A 17,180-nucleotide genomic window follows, 5' to 3' on the forward strand; every position below is an offset into this window, starting at 1 on the left:
AGCCCTGGAAGGCAGGTGAAGGCATTGGTGTCCGCGGGCCGCCTTGGTGGGCCGGCCCGCGGCGCCGACGCCGCGTCCCGTGTTCTCGTACCTCATCCGCAGGTTGATCAGCGCAGTGATTCTGCTGCTGATCGTCAGCGCGGTCACCTTCGGCATCTTCTTCCTGCTGCCGAAAATGGCCGGGCAGACCACCGACCAGCTTGCCCAGCAGTACATCGGAAAGGCCCCCACGGCCGCGGACATCGTCGCGGTGAAGCGGAATCTCGGCCTGGACAAGCCCGTGTACGAGCAGTACTGGGACTTCCTCAAGGGCATTTTCGTCGGCGTCGACTACAAATTCGGACCGGACGCGGCCACCTGCCATGTGCCGTGCTTCGGCTATTCCTTCAAAACCCATATCGAGGTCTGGCCCGAAATCCAGGACCGCCTTCCGGTGACGGTCTCGCTGGCCGCCGGTGCGGCCGTGCTGTGGGTCGTCTCCGGTGTCGCCACCGGTGTGCTCTCGGCGCTGCGGCCCGGCTCGCTCTTCGACCGGATGGCCATGGGCGTGGCCCTGGCCGGCGTCTCGCTGCCCATGTTCTTCACCGGCGCCCTGGCGCTGGCCCTGTTCACCTACCAGTGGCCGATATTCGAAGCCCATGACTATGTGAACCTGACGGACGACCCGGCCGGCTGGGCGAGCAACCTCGTCCTGCCCTGGGTGACGCTGGCCTTCCTCTACTCCGCGCTCTACGCCCGCCTGACCAGGGCGGGCATGCTCGAAACGCTGGGCGAGGACTACATCCGTACCGCCCGCGCCAAGGGCCTGCGCGAACGCAAGGTCGTGCTGCGGCACGGTCTGCGGGCCGCGCTCACCCCGATCATCACCGTCTTCGGCATGGACCTGGGCCTGCTGCTCGGCGGGGCGCTCATCACCGAACAGGTCTTCTCGCTCAAGGGAGTCGGCGCCTTCGCGGTGGAGGCGATCAACGCCAACGACCTGCCGAACATCCTCGGCGTCACCCTGCTCGCCGCGTTCTTCATCGTTCTGTGCAATCTGGTGGTGGACATCCTGTACGCCGCCGTCGACCCGCGGGTGAGGCTCTCATGACCGACTCCTTGGACGACAAGACCCGCGCGGCCGAGGCCGACAAGACCGGCGTGGCCGAGGCAGACAAGGCGGGAGTGGCCGAGGCAGCCGACGCCGCCGCGCCGCCGTCCGCCTTCCTCGAAGTGCGCGACCTCAAGGTGCACTTCCCCACCGACGACGGGCTGGTCAAGTCCGTCGACGGGCTCACCTTCAGCCTGGAGAAGGGCAAGACGCTCGGCATCGTCGGCGAGTCCGGCTCCGGCAAGTCGGTGACCTCGCTCGCCGTCATGGGCCTGCACCGCGCCGCGCGCCGGGAGCGCAGCAAGGTGCGGATGTCCGGTGAGATCTGGCTGGACGGCAGGGAGCTGGTGGGCGCCGATCCGGACGAGGTGCGCCGGCTGCGCGGCCGCCGGATGGCGATGATCTTCCAGGACCCGCTGTCCGCGCTGCACCCCTTCTACACGGTCGGCAACCAGATCGTGGAGGCGTACCGCGTCCACCACGACGTCAGCAGGAAGACCGCGCGCAAGCGGGCCGTCGAGATGCTCGACCGGGTCGGCATCCCGCAGCCCGACAAACGCGTCGACGACCATCCGCACCAGTTCTCCGGCGGCATGCGCCAGCGCGCGATGATCGCGATGGCGCTGGTCAACAACCCCGAACTGCTCATCGCGGACGAGCCGACCACCGCTCTGGACGTCACCGTCCAGGCGCAGATCCTGGACTTGATCCGCGATCTGCAGAAGGAGTTCGGCTCGGCGGTCATCCTCATCACCCACGACCTGGGCGTGGTCGCCGAGCTCGCCGACGACCTGCTGGTGATGTACGGCGGCCGGTGCGTGGAGCGCGGCCCGGCCGAGAAGGTCTTCTCGCGCCCCCAGCACCCCTACACCTGGGGCCTGCTCGGCTCCATGCCGCGGATCGACCGTGACCAGACCGACCGGCTGATCCCCGTCAAGGGCTCGCCGCCCAGCCTGATCAACGTGCCGTCCGGCTGTGCCTTCAACCCCCGTTGCCCCTACGCGGACATCCCCGCGGACGACCTCACCCGTACGGTGCGCCCCGAACTGCGCGAGGCCGCGGACGGGCACTTCTCCGCCTGCCACATGGCGCCGGAGGAGCGGGAGCGTATCTGGACCGAAGAGATTGCGCCGAAGCTGTGAGCGAGACGACTGAGACCACCGAGACGACAGAGACGACCGGGACGACCGGGACCGCCGACGAGGCGACGCAGGTCGAGCCGCTGCTGCGGGTGCGCGGTCTGGTCCGCCACTTCCCGATCACCAAGGGCCTGCTCAAGCGCAGGGTCGGGGCCGTCCAGGCGGTCGACGGCATCGACTTCGACGTACGGCCCGGCGAAACCCTCGGCGTCGTCGGCGAGTCCGGCTGCGGCAAGTCCACGACGGGCCGGCTGATCACCCGGCTCGACGAGCCGACCAGCGGATCGATCGCGTTCCAGGGCACGGACATCACGCACCTTTCCCAGGGAAAGCTGCGACCGCTGCGCCGCGACATCCAGATGATCTTCCAGGATCCCTACGGTTCGCTGAACCCGCGGCACACCATCGGCGCCATCGTCTCCACCCCCTTCCGCCTCCAGGGCGTCCAGCCCGAGGGCGGGGTGAAGAAGGAGGTGCAGCGGCTGCTGGAGCTGGTGGGCCTGAGCCCGGAGCACTACAACCGCTATCCGCACGAATTCTCCGGCGGCCAGCGCCAGCGCATCGGCATCGCCCGCGCGCTGGCGCTCAAGCCGAAGCTGGTCGTCGCCGACGAGCCCGTCTCGGCCCTCGACGTCTCCATCCAGGCCCAGGTCGTCAACCTCATGGACGACCTCCAGGAGGAGCTGGGCCTGACCTACGTCATCATCGCCCACGACCTGTCGGTCATCCGGCACGTCTCGGACCGGATAGCGGTGATGTACCTCGGCAAGATCGTGGAGCTGGCGGACCGCGCGTCGCTGTACGAGACGCCGATGCATCCGTACACCACGGCGCTGCTGTCCGCCGTGCCGGTACCCGACCCCAAGCGGCGTACGCAGCGCGACCGGATCCTGCTCAAGGGCGATGTGCCGTCCCCGATCAACCCGCCCTCCGGCTGCCGGTTCCGTACCCGCTGCTGGAAGGCGACCGAGGAGTGCGCCACCACCGAACCGCCGCTGGTGGCCCTGCGCACCGGCCACCAGGTGGCCTGCCACCACCCGGAGAACGCCCCGAAGGAGGGGCCCGCCGACGCGACGTGACGGAGGGCCTGTCCGAGGCGCGGGGCGCCAACGGCCGGTAACAGCTGAGGAATTGGCAAAGCCCCGGGCAAAGCGGGGCGCTAGGGTGCAGAGTCTGCACGGTTGTTCGATACCTGTCGTGTGTTCCCCACGGTCCGAAAGGACGGCTCATGGCACTCTCCCGTTCTGCTCGTCGCACCTCCCGCTGGCTGGCCCTGGCCACCGCGGTCGCCTCCGCGGCCACCATCGCCGCCGCCCCCGCGGCCACGCCCGGCGCCCCCGGCGTCGGCGACCCGTACTTCCCCGATCTGGGCAACGGCGGTTTCGACGCCCTCCATTACGACCTGGGCGTCAGCTACCACCCCGACTCCGGCCGCCTGGACGGCCGGACGACCCTGACCGCCCGGGCCACCCAGAACCTGTCCGCCTTCGACCTCGATCTCCAGAAGCTGACGGTCGACGCGGTCCATGTGAACGGCCGGCGGGCCCACTTCACCAGGTCCGGCGACGAGCTCACCGTGACCCCCGACTTCTCCCTGCCCAAGGGGCAGCGGTTCACCGTCACCGTCGTCTATCACGGCGTGCCCAAGCCGCTGAGCGGCCCGATCGTCTTCGGCTCCGACTACGGCTGGATGAAGACCAAGGACGGCGTCTTCGTCGCCTGCGAGCCCAACGCCGCCTCGACGTGGTTCCCCTCCAGCGACCACCCCTCCGACAAGGCCACCTACGACATCCGCATCGACGCCCCCAAGGGGCTGACCGGTGTCTCCAACGGGCGGCTGATCGCCTCCGGCGAGAAGCACAACCGCTCCTGGGCCCACTGGCGCGAGTCCCGTCCGATGGCGACGTATCTGGCCACCGCCACCATCGGGAAGTTCGACGTCCGCACCGGCACCACCCCCGGCGGCACCCCCATCTACGTCGCCACCGACCCGACCCTGCCCACCGGCAAGGTCGACGTCTACGGCGTCACCGCCGCGGCCACCGACTACTGGTCCCAGATCTTCGGGCCGTACCCCTTCGAGGAGACCGGCGCGGTCGTCGACGACATGCCGCAGGCCGGGTTCTCGCTGGAGGTGCAGTCCAAGCCGGTCTACTCGGCCGTCCGCAGCGAGACCACCATCGTCCACGAGCTGGCCCACCAGTGGTTCGGCGACTCGGTCTCGGTGCGGCAGTGGAAGGACATCTGGCTCAACGAGGGCTTCGCCAGCTACGCGCAGTGGCTGTGGGACGAGCACAAGGGCACCCGCACCGCCCATGACGCCTTCCGCAAGGCGTATGCGTCCGTCCCCGAGGGCGACGACTTCTGGAAGGTCACGGTCGCCGATCCGCAACGCGACACCATGTTCTCCGACGCGGTCTACAGGCGGGGCGCGATGACCCTCCAGGCGCTGCGCGAGCGGATCGGCGACAAGGCGTTCTTCAAGCTGCTGCCGGCCTGGACCGCCGCGCACCGCTACGGCAACGCCTCGACGTCCCAGTTCATCGCGCTCGCCGAGAAGATATCCGGGAAGCGGCTGGCCGATCTGTTCAACACCTGGCTCTACACCGACCACCGGCCCGCCCTGCCCGGGGAGTAGGGCGGGCGGGCCTGTCCGGGAAGTAGGGCGCGCGGGCCTGTCCGACGGGGCAGGCCCTAACCGGCGTCCGGTCCGCCGCGGTCGGCCGGCTGGTGCGGCCGCGGCAGATGCACCCCGAAGTACACCGCGCCCATCCGCAGGGCGAAGACCACCCCCGCCGACACCGCCGCGGCGGGGGTGGCCCCCACGCCGAGGTGCGACAGCGCCAGCAGGCAGCAGGCGCCCGCCAGGGCCGCCAGGGCATAGACGTCCTCGCGCAGCAGCAGCGGGGGGAACTCCCCGCACAGCACATCGCGGATGACCTCGCCGGTGACCCCGGTCAGCACGGCGAGAATGATCACGGCCAGCGGGGTGACGTGCGACTCGATGGCCGCACGGGCGCCGATGACGGTGACCACGGAGAGCCCCACCGCGTCCACGACCAGCAGTGACTTCTGCGGCAGCTGCCAGAACCGCAGATAGACGATGGTCCCGACCCCGACGCAGATGATCACCGTGAGCAGGACCCAGTCGTGCGTCCACACCGGTGTCCGGTTGAGAATGGTGTCGCGCAGCGTGCCGCCGGAGACCGAGGCGGCGAAGGCGAGGACCAGGCCGCCGAAGGGGTCCATATTGGCCCGGTAGGCGGCCAGCACCCCGCTCGCGGCGAAGGCGGCGACGCCGACCAGGTAGAGCAGATGCAGCATGGCGGCATCATCGCAGGCCCGGAATGCGCGCCTCCGCCCGCGGTCGTCAAATCTGGCACTACCGGTCGGTAACTTTTCCGTGTAGCGTGCCGCCATGGCACAGGCGACCATCGGTAACAGCGAATTCGACCGCGATACGGCGGTCGTCCGCCGCGCCCCCGGCATCTACGACGCCCATCTCTCGGCAGGCTGGACGATCATCCAGGCGGTCAACGGCGGCTATCTGCTCGCGCTGATGGGCCGCGCCCTGGGTGACGCCCTCCCGCACCCCGACCCCTTCTCGGTCACCGCCCACTACCTGACCGCTTCCGTCCCGGGCCCCGCCGTCATCCGCACCGAGGTGGTGCGCACCGGCCGCACCATGTCCACCGGCACCGCCCGCCTGATCCAGTTCGCCGAGGACGGCACCGAGATCGAGCGGCTGCGGGTGCTCGCCGCGTACGGCGACCTCGGCGCCCTCCCCGACGACGTCCGCACCACCGCCAAACCGCCGGCCCTCCCCCCGTACGAACACTGCCTGGGCGCCGAGGCCGCCCCCGGTGGCCGCCCGGCGATCTCCGGCAGCACGGCCATCACCGAACGCCTCGCCCTCCGCCTCGATCCGGCGACCGCCGGCTGGGCCGTCGGCGCGCCCTCCGGCAAGGGCGAGATGCGCGCCTGGTTCGGTCTCGCCGACGGCCGCGAGGCCGACCCGCTCTCCCTCCTGCTGACGGTCGACGCCCTGCCGCCCACCGCCTTCGACCTGGGCCTGTCCGGCTGGGTCCCGACCGTCGAACTCACCGCCCACATCCGCCACCGCCCGGCCCCCGGCCCGCTCCGCGTCGCCGTCACCACCCGCAACCTGGCGGGCGGCTTCCTGGAGGAGGACGCCGAGGTCTGGGACTCCCAGGACCGACTGGTCGCCCAGTCGCGGCAGTTGGCGCGCACCGTGCTGCACGGCTGACCCACCCGTCGCACCTGCCGCGCGGCTGCCCCGCCCACCCGCCCCTTTGTGCAGGTGACCCCCGGTACGCGAGCGGAAAATGTGAGGGCAAAGAGCGCGCGGTGCCGGTGCGGCTCATGTCAGACTGAGGGCCATGGGGGACGTGGCGCTGAAGATGGAAGACGGAACCGTCGTATGGCTGCGGGCCGAGGCCCCGCCCGCCGACGGGCAGGTGGGCGCGGTCCCCGGCCAGGCCCCCGCCCCCGACGGTGAGTTGGAGCTGCCCGACGGCTACGGCACCGCCGTGCCCGTCAGCGCGCCGGGCCGCATGAGCCGCGCGCTGACCCGCGGCGGCGAGGCCCTGGAGGAGGCCCTGCGCCCGCTCGGCGGCGTCCTCGGCCAGATCCACCGCTCGATCTCCAGCGGCAGCCACCGCCCCGACGAGGTCACCGTCGAGTTCGGCGTCACCCTCGGCTCCGATCTGCGCCTGGGCGTCTTCGCCGGCACGGGCGACGCCAGCTTCAAGGTCTCCGCGAAGTGGAACCTCTCCGGGGGCACGCAGGGCGCGGCCGAACCGGGCGGGACCACACCGTGAACCCCGCCGCCGGCCCCGACGCCCCGCTCCAGTCGGCCTTCGCCTCCCTCCGCGACGGCGAACGGCCCGTCGGAGCGGGCGTGCTGGTCGCCGAACGGCTGGTGCTGACCTGCGCCCATGTCGTCAACAGCGCACTGGGGCGCGGCCGGTTCGAGCAGTCCGCCCCCGCCGGCGGCGACACCGTCACCCTCCGGCTGCCCCATATCGCGCCGGCCCGCGATCTGACCGCCCGCGTCCTGCGCGAGATGTGGGTGCCGCCCCGGGCCCACTCCGCCGGGTGCGCGCCGGTGGAGCCGGGACGGGTGCCCTACCACGGCGATCTGGCCGTACTGGAACTGACCGACGCCCCGCCCGGAGGAGCCGAGCCCGCGCCGTTCCTCCAGCACTCCCACGCGGGCGAGGTCATCGCCTTATGGGCCAGCGGCAATCCGCTGCCCACCGTGCGCGCCGTGCCCCGCGTCTCCGCACCGCCGTGGATCGCCCTGGACGTGCTCGGCGGCGCCCAGGTCACCGAGGGCTTCAGCGGGGGGCCGCTGTGGGACCGCGAACGCCAGGCCGTCGTCGGCCTGGTGGCGGCCGTCCACCGCGCTCCCGAGACGGCGCCGCCCGGCGCACAGCCCACGACGATGTACGCCATCAGCGTCCCCGCCATCGAGGCCGAACTCCCCGCCCTGCCGCCCTCGGCGGTGCCCACCGCCCGGCGCGGCGTACAGCAGCTGCTGACCGCGCTGGAGCGCGTCCTCAAGGGCCGCGAGGCCGTCCTGGCCTGCGAGCAGCGCCTCGCCGCCCGGCTCGGCAGAGCCTCGGCGGGCCCGGCGGCCGACCTCGACCGGCTGGTCGGTCTCGCCGTCGGCGTCCGCCGCGGGCTGCCCGAACTCCTCGACCTGGTACGGGACTACGAGCCCCCGGCGGCCGCCTCCCCCTACGACCACCCCGCCCACTACGGCGCCCGCGAGGACTGGGAACGGCTGCGCCGCGCCGCCCGTACGGTCCGCCCCGGCGAATACCTGACCACCCGTCAACGCCGCGATCTGGCCGGACTGCTGGCCCACTGCACCCGCACCGACCCCCGCACCCTCCTGGAACGCGTCCTGCCGCACGCCCCCGAACTCCCCGCCGTCACCGGCCTCGCCGACGCCGTCGACGCCCTGGAGGGCTTCGGCCCCGCCACCGCCGCACCGGTACCGCCGCTGCTGCAAGGCGTCGTACGCATCGCCGTCGAGGAGCGGGCGGGCGGGCCCTATCCGGCCGAGGACCTGGACGCCTGGGCCGAGCGGGTGGCCGCCCGCTCGGGGGTGGACGAGGCGGCGGTCAGCCAGTTCCGCGCCGACATCGAGGCGGCCGCCGCCCCCGCCCCGCCGCCGGGCGCCGGACCCCGCACGCCCGCCGTCGCCCCGCGCGTCCAGGTCGAGTTGCTGCCCACCCCCACCGGGCGCCGCTTCACCTACCAGATCTGGACCTTCGCCGACGGCCTCTCCCACCGCCTCGCGCTGGTCCATGACGCGGAGGCGGGCAGCGAGCAGGTCGTCGACGACATCCGCCGGGTGCTGCGCACCGAGGTACGGGAGGACCCGGAGACCGCGCTGGTCGAGTACTTCCTGCCGGCCGCGTGGCTCGGCCTGGACGTCGATGCCTGGGAATCACCCGACAGCGACGAGGACGGCCCGTTCGCCCCCGGCCTCACCCGCCGCGTGGTCGTCCGCACCACCGAACGCTCCCGGGAGAGCTACGCCGGCTGGAAACAGCGCACCGCCGCCCTGCCGCACGCCAAACGCCTCGTCCTCGACCACCGGCACACCGACCGCAAGGTCGCCCGCGCCCAGCTGGAGATCCACCGCGACGCCGGGACGGTGATCGTCTGCTGTGCGCCCCACCACCATGGCACCCTGCTGCGCCAGTGCGTCCAGGCGGGCGTCCACACCGTGCTGTGGCACCGCGCCGACCACGGTGAGCATCTCGCCCAGGACCTGCTGGCCCTGGTGGACGGCACGGACCACACCGAGGTCCCCGAGGCGGTCCGCCTGGAGCGGGCCAAGGCGATGGCCGAGCCCGAGAGCGCCGGCCACCCCGGCCGCAAACTGTCCCTGCTCTACGACGCGCCCGACCACCGTCCCCCGCAACTCGCCCCCGACGCCTGGGTCCTGACCCAGCCCTGACCGCCCCCGTGCGGCCCCGCACGGCCCGTGCGGAACCAACCCCCGTGTGCAGCAAGGAACGAGGAGAACCAGCGGTGACCGGACAGAGCACCGGACCAAGCGCGGCGGACGCCCACAGCGACCCGGCGGAACGGCCCGAGGACTGGTGGGTCTTCCGCGGCCCGTCGGACCTCCCCGCCCCGCCGCCCTGGCGGCACCTCCCGGCCGCCCGCGCCGCGGCCCCCCGCGCCCCCTACCTCCTGGAGCGCAACGAGATCTCCGTCGTCAACGCCGCCCTGCATCTGCACCGCCCGCTGCTGGTCACCGGCCGCCCCGGGGCCGGCAAAAGCTCCCTGGCCCGCGCCGTGGCCGAGGAACTGGGCCTGGGCGACGTCCTGCGCTGGTCGGTCAACAGCCGCTCCACCCTCCAGGACGCCCTCTACCGCTACGACGCCGTGGGCCGGCTGCGCGAGGCGTCGCTGCGCCGCGAACGCGAGACGCCGCGCGGCTCCGCCCGCCGCCCCCGGGCCCGGCACGCCGCCGCGGCCGGCGACATCGGCCAGTATCTGCGGCTGGGCCCGCTCGGCAGCGCCCTGGCCGCCGACCGCCCCCGGGTCCTGCTCGTCGACGAACTCGACAAGGCCGATATCGATCTGCCCAACGACCTGCTGGTCGTCCTGGAGGAGGGCGAGTTCGAGATCCCCGAGCTCGCCCGGCTGCCCGAACACCAGCAGGAGGTCCAGGTCCTGCTCAGCGGCAGCCGCGAGCGGGTCACCGTCCACCGCGGCGTGGTCCGCTGCACCCACTTCCCGATCGTCGTCATGACCAGCAACGGTGAACGGGACTTCCCGCCCGCCTTCATGCGCCGCTGCGTACGGCTCGATCTGCCCGAACCGACCGGCGACCGGCTGCGGAAGATCATCGAGCACAACCTGGGCGAGGAGGCCGTCGCGGCCGCCGAGGATCTGATCGAGGTCTTCCACCAGCGCGCGAAGACCCAGACCCTGGCCACCGACCAGCTGCTGGCCGCCGTCCATCTGCGCATCAGCGGAGCCGACCTGAGCAAGGAAGAGCTGCTCGCCGCCGTACTGCACCGCCTCGACGAGCCCCTGTCGCCATGATCGAACGACTGCGACAGGCGATGTCGGCGGCCGGCCACGACCTGGGGGCCGCCGAACTGCTCGATGTGCTGTGGCTGGCGCGGGCGATGGAGGGGGAGACGCGGCCCCGGTCGTCCGGTGAGGCCGATGGGGTCGAGGGAGTCGATGGGGCCGGTGATGCGGCCGACGGTGCGGGGGATGGCGGGACGAGGGAGGCGGTCGAGGCCGCGGGGCCCAGGGAGGCGGAGCAGGCCGCGGATTCCCCTGAGGGCCCGGAGCCTGACGGGCGCGCCGGGCGCGCCGGGGACGGCCCGTACGCCGGTCCCGCCCGCGCCGTCGGCGGCACCGCTCCCGGCGACCACGGAGGCGACGCCCCGGGCGACCCCGGTGACCCCGACGGCACCGACGGTCCCGACGCCCCCGCCGGTCCGCCCCGCCGCGCCCTGTACGCCATGGGCAGCGAGGGCGGTGGCCCGGCCGCCGAGCGTGCCCGCCCGGCCCGGGTCCCCGGTGGCCGCGCGCTGCCCGACGCCCAGCAACTGGGTCGCGCACTGCGCCCGTTGCGCCGCTCCCGCGACCATCCGCACCGCACCGCCATCGACATCGAGTCCACCGTCCGGCTCGCCGCCGAGACCGGCTTCCTCGACGTCGTCTGCCGCCCCGAACAGGAACGCCGCTGGTCGGCCGTGCTCCTGGTGGACCGCTCCCCGTCCATGCAGGTATGGGGTCCGCTCGCCGCCGAGCTGCGCGCCCTGCTCGCCCGCAGTACCGTCTTCCGCTCCGTCGAGGTCCACTTCTTCGACCCCGAGGACCCGGCCGGGCCCCTGTACGGCGGGCAGTCCGCCAAGGCGGCGCTGACCTTCCTGCTGACCGACGGCACGAGCCCCGGCTGGCGCGGCCCGCAGGCCGTACGGGCGCTCGCCGCCTGGGCCCGCGGCGGCCCGGTGGCCGCACTGAACCCGCTGCCCCGGCGGCTGTGGCGCGGTACGGCCCTGGACGCCCGCCCCCGGCTGCTGGCCGCACCGGGCGCGTTCGACCCCGTCGGCCGCCTGACCGTCTGCGACGGACTGAGCGGGGAGCGCGACCCGGACGCGGACGGCCTGCTCGCGCTGCCCGTCCTGCACCCCACCGCCTCCGCCCTGGAGCAGTGGGCCGGACTGCTCACCCGCCCCGGCGTCCCGCATCTGATCGACACGGCGCTCCTCGACGACGCGCCGGTCCACGCCCCGCCGCCCGGACCGCACGGCACCGCCGAGGAGCTCCTCACCCACTTCCGCGGCGCCTTCTCGCCCGAGTCCTACCGCCTCGCCGTCCGCCTCTCCGCGATCCGCCCGCTGACCACCCCGCTGATGCAGCTGGTGCGCGCCGCCACGATGCGGCAGGCCGGGCCCACCCATGTCGCCGAGATCCTCCTCGGCGGCCTCCTGGAACGCACCGACCACACCCCCGACGCGGCCGCGGCGCAGGCCCTGGGCCGCGCCCTGGGCCCGCCGCCACCGGGCCAACGCGCCGAGCCCGTCTACGACTTCCGCCCCGGCGTGCGCGAACTGCTCTTCAGCGGCCTCGGCGCCGAAGCGGCCATGGAGGTCGTCGAGGCGGTCGGCCGCTCCCTGGAGCCGTACATGGGGCGGCTGCCGGACTTCCCCGTCCTGATGGGGGACGCCGCGGGGGAGCTGCGGCTGCACGCCTCGGCGCGGGCCTTCGCCGTCCTGGCCAGCCCGGTGCTGGAACGGATGGGGGGCACGGCGCCGGAGCGGACGGGCGGCGCGGTGCCCGAGCAGCGCACCGGCACGCTGCCGCAGCAGCGCCGCCCCGCGGCCACGCCCCCGTCGCGGGACGGCTCCCCGGCCCTGCCCCCGGCATCGTCCCTGCCCCCGCCCCCCGAGCCCTTCTTCGGCCGTACGGACGAGGTCTCCCGTCTGGTGGCGGAGCTGACGCGGACGGACGGCCCGCCGCCCTGCTGGGCCGTCACCGGGCCGCCCGGCGCCGGCAAGACGGCGCTGGCGCTGCACATCGCGCACGCGGTGGCGGACCACTTCCCGGACGGGCGGGTCTTCGTGGACCTGAACGAGCGGCTGTCACCCGGCCAAGCGGCCGCCCACCGCTCGCTGTTGACGCGGCGCCGCGTCCTGGTGGTCCTGGACGGCGTACCCGACGACGCCACCACGGCCCGGGAGGCGCTGGCGGCCCTGCTCCCCGAGCCGGGCGACCGGACCGGCGCCGTCCTGCTCACCGCCCGGCGCCCCCCGCACCTCGACGGGCCGGGAGGCCACACCGCGCTGACCCGGCTGCCCGCGACCGAGGCACACGCCGCGCTGCCCGAGCACCGGCTGCTCCAGTGGCTCGACGCCCAGCTCACCCCGCCCGCACGGCGCGCCTTCTGCCTCCTGGCCGTTCCGGAGGGCGCCGGGCTCTCGCTCCCGGCCGTTTGCGCGCTGCTGGCCACGCCGCCGGACCGGGCCCGTGCGCATCTGCACGAGCTGGTGACGACCGGCGCACTGGAGCGGACGGCCGCCGGGCGCTACCGCTACGCCGGCGACCTCGGGGCCGTCGCCCGGGGCCTCGCCGAGGCCGAACTGCCCCGCGAGCGGCGCGAGGCCGCGCTGTCCCGGCTGCTGGACTTCTCCCTCGCCACCGGGCGCCGCCTGCACGACGCCCGGTACCCGGGGGAGTGGTGGCCCGGCCGCCTCACCCGTGTGTCCTCCCCCGCCGTCCCCGAGGTGCCGGACGCGACACCGGCCCTCGCCGACTGGGCCGACGAGACACCCGCGCTCCTGGCCCTCGTCCGCCAGGCGGCGCTACGGGCCCCGCGACTGCTGCGCCCGGCCGCCGATCTCCTGCTGTTCGCGCAGGTCACGGCGGATTCCGCGGCGCTCTCCGCCGCCTTCGAGGCGGCCGCGCGGACCGTGGCGGCGCGGGCGGCCGAGGAGGGCGACGACCGGGCGGAGGGCCGGGCGCGCGCCGTGCTCGCCGAAACCTACGCCGCCCTGGGCAAGTTCGCCGCGGCCGAGCCCGAGGCGCGGCGCGCCGACCTGCTGGCCGAGCGCTGCGGCGATCCCGTCACGCGCTTCCGCGCCCCGTATGCGCGCGGCGTCATCGCCCTCCACCAGGGGCGGCACGATGCGGCGGAGCGGCATCTCACCCTTGCCTGGGAGCGCTGCCGCGACCACAAGGACGGGCCGGGCGAGGCCGCCGCGCTCGCCGCTCTGGCACGGCTGTGGGCGGCGACCGGGAACGGCGCCGAGGCCGTGCTGTTCGCCGAGCGGAGCGAGGGCGTCCTGCGCCGCGCGGCCGAGGGCTCACCCCGGCTCGCGCACAGTCTGTACGCCCTGTCCGAGGCGCTGTCGTCGGCCGGGCGGCACCAGGACGCGCTCCGCGTGGCCTACCGGGCGCAGCCCCTCTTCGAGGAGGACCGCCAGCGCCTGTGGGCGGGCCGCAACCGCTGCCGGATGGCCGAGGCCATGGCCGCCCTGATCCGCCCGAACGATGCCGCCGCCGCTGCCCAGGACGCGGCGAAGCGGCTGCTGGTGCCGGGCGGCGAGCGGTGGCGCGCCGATGCGCTGACCGCGCTGGGGCACGCCGAGACCACCCTGGGCCGCACGCAGGGGGCGCAGGCCCACTGGCGCGAAGCCCTCGCCGTCTACGAGGAGTTCGGCGCCCCGAAGGCGGCGGAACTGCGCGCACTGCTGGGCGACGAGCCGGACCCGCCGGCGGCCGGTGCGCTGTCCCGTACGGGGGCCACCGCGGCCACCGGTACGGTGCTGCGCGACCTGACGGCGGCCGTCGCCATCCTCCGCGACCGCCTCCGGCTCACCTCCGCCCCCGAGGCCGCCGCCCTCGCCTCCCTGGAAGCCGAACTCACCGCCCTCCTGGACGACATCCGCCCCTCACACCCCGCCCTCACCCGCCTGGCCGCCGCCCTGGACGACGCGGCCGCCCCCTACACAGCCGGGCGCCCCCCGAACGACGCACACGACGCGGCCCGCACCGTCCGCAACCTCACCCGCCGACTGGCGCGCTAGGGACCGGCAGGGGGCGGACCGGCCCCGCCCCGCGGTCGCCCCTCACCCGTCCCCCGTCCCCACGAACCGCGCCAGCTCCGCAGGCGCGTCCTCCTGCACCAGATGCCCCGCCCCCTCGACGACCGCCGGCCGCGCGCCCGGAATCCGGGAGACCGGCTCGCGGCCCTTGCCGACCGGGATCCAGGTGTCCCGCGCTCCCCAGCACACCAGCGCCGGCACCTGGCTCTCCCCGTACCGTCCCGCCACCTCGTCCGTGAACCGCTGATCGTTCTGCTCGATCTGCCGGTAGAAGGCAAGATGCGGTGCCTATGGATGCGCCACCGCGCCCGACATGCGCCCCCAACCCCTCCCGCGCCTCCTCGTAGAATCGTGCGCACCATGGTTTACCTCGACCACGCCGCCACCACCCCGATGCTTCCGGAGGCGGTGCAGGCGATGACCGCCCAGCTGACCGTCACCGGCAACGCGTCCTCCCTGCACGCCGCCGGCCGGCGGGCCCGGCGTACCGTCGAGGAGGCGCGGGAATCGCTCGCCGCCTCGCTCGGCGCGCGCCCCAGTGAAGTCGTCTTCACGGCGGGCGGCACCGAGGCCGACAACCTCGCGATCAAGGGCCTGTACTGGTCCCGCCGGGCCGCCGACCCGGCCCGCACCCGGGTCCTGGCCAGCCCCGTCGAGCACCACGCCGTCCTGGACGCCGTCGAATGGCTCGCCGAGCACGAGGGCGCCACCGTCGAGTGGCTGCCGGTCGACAGCTACGGCCGGGTGCACCCGGACGCCCTGCGCGAGGCCATCGCCCGCGACCCCGGCGATATCGCGCTGGCCACCGTCATGTGGGCCAACAACGAGATCGGCACCATCCAGCCGGTCCATGAACTGTCCGCGGTGGCAAGGGAGTTCGACATCCCGCTGCACGCCGACGCGGTCCAGGCGTTCGGCCAGCTCGACGTCGACTTCGGCACCTCCGGCCTCGCCGCGATGACCGTCTCCGCACACAAGATCGGCGGGCCCTACGGCATCGGCGCGCTGCTCCTGGGCCGCGCCCACGCGCCCGTACCGGTGCTGCACGGCGGCGGGCAGGAGCGCCACGTCCGCTCCGGCACCCTCGACACCCCCGCCATCGCCGCCTTCGCCGCGGCGGGCCGGTACGCCGTCGCCCACCGTGAGGAATTCGCCCGCGACATCGGCGCCCTGCGCGACGACCTGATCAAGGCCGTGCGCGCCGCCGCCCCCGACGCCGTCCTCGGCGGCGACCCGGACCCGGCGGGCCGCCTCCCCGCCAACGCCCACTTCTCCTTCCCCGGCTGCGAGGGCGACTCCCTCCTGCTCCTCCTGGACGCCCAGGGCATCGAATGCTCCACGGGCTCCGCCTGCACCGCCGGCGTCGCCCAGCCCAGCCACGTCCTCCTCGCCACCGGCATGCCCCCCGCCCTCGCCCGGGGCACCCTGCGCTTCTCCCTCGGCCACACCTCCACCGCCCAGGACGTAGCGGCCGTCGCCGACGCCATCGGCCCGGTGGTCGAACGGGCCCGCAGCGCGGGGCTGAGCTAGGGCCCGTCCCGGCGGGGCCGGGCGCCCGTACGAGCCGGTGGGGCCGGTCCGGGGCGCCGCGGTCATCCACAGCTTTCCGCCCCGCCGGGACTTCCGCTTACCCTGGACGGGCTATGACTGATGACGCCCCCCGCCGCCTCCGCGTACTCGCCGCCATGTCCGGCGGTGTCGACTCCGCCGTCGCCGCCGCCCGCGCCGCCGAGGCGGGCCACGATGTGACCGGCGTGCATCTCGCGCTCTCCGAGAACCCGAAATCGTTCCGTACGGGCGCCCGCGGCTGCTGCACCATCGAGGACTCCCACGACGCGCGCCGCGCCGCCGACGTCATCGGCATCCCCTTCTACGTCTGGGACCTGGCCGAACGCTTCCGCGAGGACGTCGTCGACGACTTCATCGCCGAGTACGAGGCCGGGCGCACCCCCAACCCCTGCCTGCGCTGCAACGAGAAGATCAAGTTCGCCGCCCTCCTGGACAAGGCCCTCGCCCTCGGCTTCGACGCCGTGTGCACCGGCCACTACGCCACGGTCGTGACGAACCCGGACGGAAGCCGCGAACTGCACCGCGCCTCCGATATGGCCAAGGACCAGTCCTACGTTCTCGGCGTCCTGGACGACCGCCAGCTGGCGCACGCCATGTTCCCCCTGGGCGACACCCGCACCACCAAGCCCGAAATCCGTGAAGAGGCCGCCCGCCGCGGCCTGTTCGTCGCCAAGAAGCCCGACAGCCACGACATCTGCTTCATCGCCGACGGTGACACCCAGGGCTTCCTCGCCAAGCGCCTGGGTGCCGCCGAGGGCGACATCGTCGACGAGTCCGGCACGGTCGTCGGCACCCACGAGGGCGCGTACGGCTTCACCATCGGCCAGCGCAAGGGCCTGCGCATCGGCCGCCCCGCCCCCGACGGCAAACCGCGCTACGTCCTGGACATCTCCCCGGTCACCAACACCGTGACCGTCGGCCCCGCCGCCTCCCTCGACGTCACCGCCCTCACCGCCATCCGCCCCCGCTGGTGCGGCCGCCCCCCGACATCCGGCCCGGCCGCCTACACCGCCCAGCTTCGCGCCCACGGCGACGAAACCGAGGTCACCGCCGAACTGGTCGACGGCACCGAACTCCGCGTCTCCTTCACCACCCCCGCCCGCGGCGTCGCCCCGGGCCAGGCCATCGTCCTGTACGACGGCACCCGCGTGGTCGGCTCGGCCACCATCGCGACGACGGAGCGGCGGGTGGGGGCGGGGGCGTAGGGCGCCGGCCGGGGGTCGCACCCAATCCGGACGCATTCCCTCCCAAGTCACCCGATGGGGC

Annotated in this window: 12 protein-coding genes and 1 pseudogene; 11 read left to right on the top strand and 2 right to left on the bottom strand. The window is 73.9% G+C overall.

From position 1 onward, the window contains the following. The first annotated feature begins 79 nt into the window (after positions 1-79). From B1H19_RS28020 to B1H19_RS28035, 4 genes are all read left to right on the top strand, one after another. A complete protein-coding gene (locus B1H19_RS28020; protein ID WP_083107515.1) occupies positions 80-1,090 on the top strand; it encodes an ABC transporter permease in 1,011 nt (336 codons plus the stop codon). Beyond that, complete coding sequence (locus B1H19_RS28025) at positions 1,087-2,232, top strand: ABC transporter ATP-binding protein (RefSeq protein WP_083107516.1); 1,146 nt, start codon at positions 1,087-1,089, stop codon at positions 2,230-2,232. Before B1H19_RS28020 ends, B1H19_RS28025 begins: the two co-directional genes overlap by 4 nt. Next, positions 2,229-3,308 carry an ABC transporter ATP-binding protein gene (locus B1H19_RS28030; RefSeq protein ID WP_083107517.1) on the top strand — a complete coding sequence of 360 codons (1,080 nt, stop codon included), beginning with the start codon at positions 2,229-2,231 and terminating at the stop codon, positions 3,306-3,308. The genes B1H19_RS28025 and B1H19_RS28030 overlap by 4 nt, the downstream gene beginning before the upstream one ends. Positions 3,309-3,457: 149 nt before the next feature. Beyond that, on the top strand, positions 3,458-4,867 hold the full coding sequence (locus B1H19_RS28035; RefSeq protein WP_083107518.1) for a M1 family metallopeptidase: 1,410 nt from the start codon (positions 3,458-3,460) through the stop codon (positions 4,865-4,867). A 56-nt stretch (positions 4,868-4,923) separates the two neighbouring features. Here B1H19_RS28035 and B1H19_RS28040 read toward each other — a convergent pair whose 3' ends face one another. Then, on the bottom strand, positions 4,924-5,553 hold the full coding sequence (locus B1H19_RS28040) for a trimeric intracellular cation channel family protein (RefSeq protein WP_083107519.1): 630 nt from the start codon (positions 5,551-5,553) through the stop codon (positions 4,924-4,926). A gap of 94 nt (positions 5,554-5,647) precedes the next feature. On the opposite strand from B1H19_RS28040, the gene B1H19_RS28045 reads away from it, so the two are divergent. The 5 genes from B1H19_RS28045 (at position 5,648) to B1H19_RS28065 (ending at position 14,327) form a co-directional block, all read left to right on the top strand. After that, the gene (locus B1H19_RS28045) at positions 5,648-6,496 is read left to right on the top strand and encodes a thioesterase family protein (RefSeq protein ID WP_083107520.1); all 849 of its coding nucleotides are present in this window, start codon (positions 5,648-5,650) and stop codon (positions 6,494-6,496) included. 133 nt (positions 6,497-6,629) lie between these two features. Then, a complete protein-coding gene (locus tag B1H19_RS28050; protein ID WP_083107521.1) occupies positions 6,630-7,070 on the top strand; it encodes a CU044_2847 family protein in 441 nt (146 codons plus the stop codon). Continuing rightward, positions 7,067-9,226: a VMAP-C domain-containing protein gene (locus tag B1H19_RS28055; RefSeq protein ID WP_083107522.1), complete on the top strand. Its 2,160-nt coding sequence runs from the start codon at positions 7,067-7,069 to the stop codon at positions 9,224-9,226. The genes B1H19_RS28050 and B1H19_RS28055 overlap by 4 nt, the downstream gene beginning before the upstream one ends. Positions 9,227-9,300: 74 nt before the next feature. After that, on the top strand, positions 9,301-10,326 hold the full coding sequence (locus B1H19_RS28060) for an AAA family ATPase (protein WP_083107523.1): 1,026 nt from the start codon (positions 9,301-9,303) through the stop codon (positions 10,324-10,326). Then, positions 10,323-14,327, top strand: coding sequence for an ATP-binding protein (locus tag B1H19_RS28065; RefSeq protein WP_083107524.1), 4,005 nt, complete (start codon positions 10,323-10,325; stop codon positions 14,325-14,327). The genes B1H19_RS28060 and B1H19_RS28065 overlap by 4 nt, the downstream gene beginning before the upstream one ends. A gap of 42 nt (positions 14,328-14,369) precedes the next feature. Here the strand turns inward: B1H19_RS28065 and B1H19_RS28070 are convergent. Beyond that, positions 14,370-14,621 (bottom strand): annotated as a pseudogene (locus tag B1H19_RS28070) (alpha/beta fold hydrolase); the annotation flags it as partial. Positions 14,622-14,705: 84 nt separating this feature from the next. Between B1H19_RS28070 and B1H19_RS28075 the strand changes: the two are divergent. Beyond that, positions 14,706-15,875 carry a cysteine desulfurase family protein gene (locus tag B1H19_RS28075; protein ID WP_083107525.1) on the top strand — a complete coding sequence of 390 codons (1,170 nt, stop codon included), beginning with the start codon at positions 14,706-14,708 and terminating at the stop codon, positions 15,873-15,875. Positions 15,876-15,988: 113 nt separating this feature from the next. Beyond that, positions 15,989-17,119 carry a tRNA 2-thiouridine(34) synthase MnmA gene (gene mnmA / locus B1H19_RS28080; RefSeq protein WP_083107526.1) on the top strand — a complete coding sequence of 377 codons (1,131 nt, stop codon included), beginning with the start codon at positions 15,989-15,991 and terminating at the stop codon, positions 17,117-17,119. Positions 17,120-17,180: the final 61 nt, after the last annotated feature.

Origin of the sequence: Streptomyces gilvosporeus (genome assembly GCF_002082195.1) — a bacterium.
Classification (GTDB): Bacteria; Actinomycetota; Actinomycetes; order Streptomycetales; family Streptomycetaceae; genus Streptomyces; species Streptomyces gilvosporeus.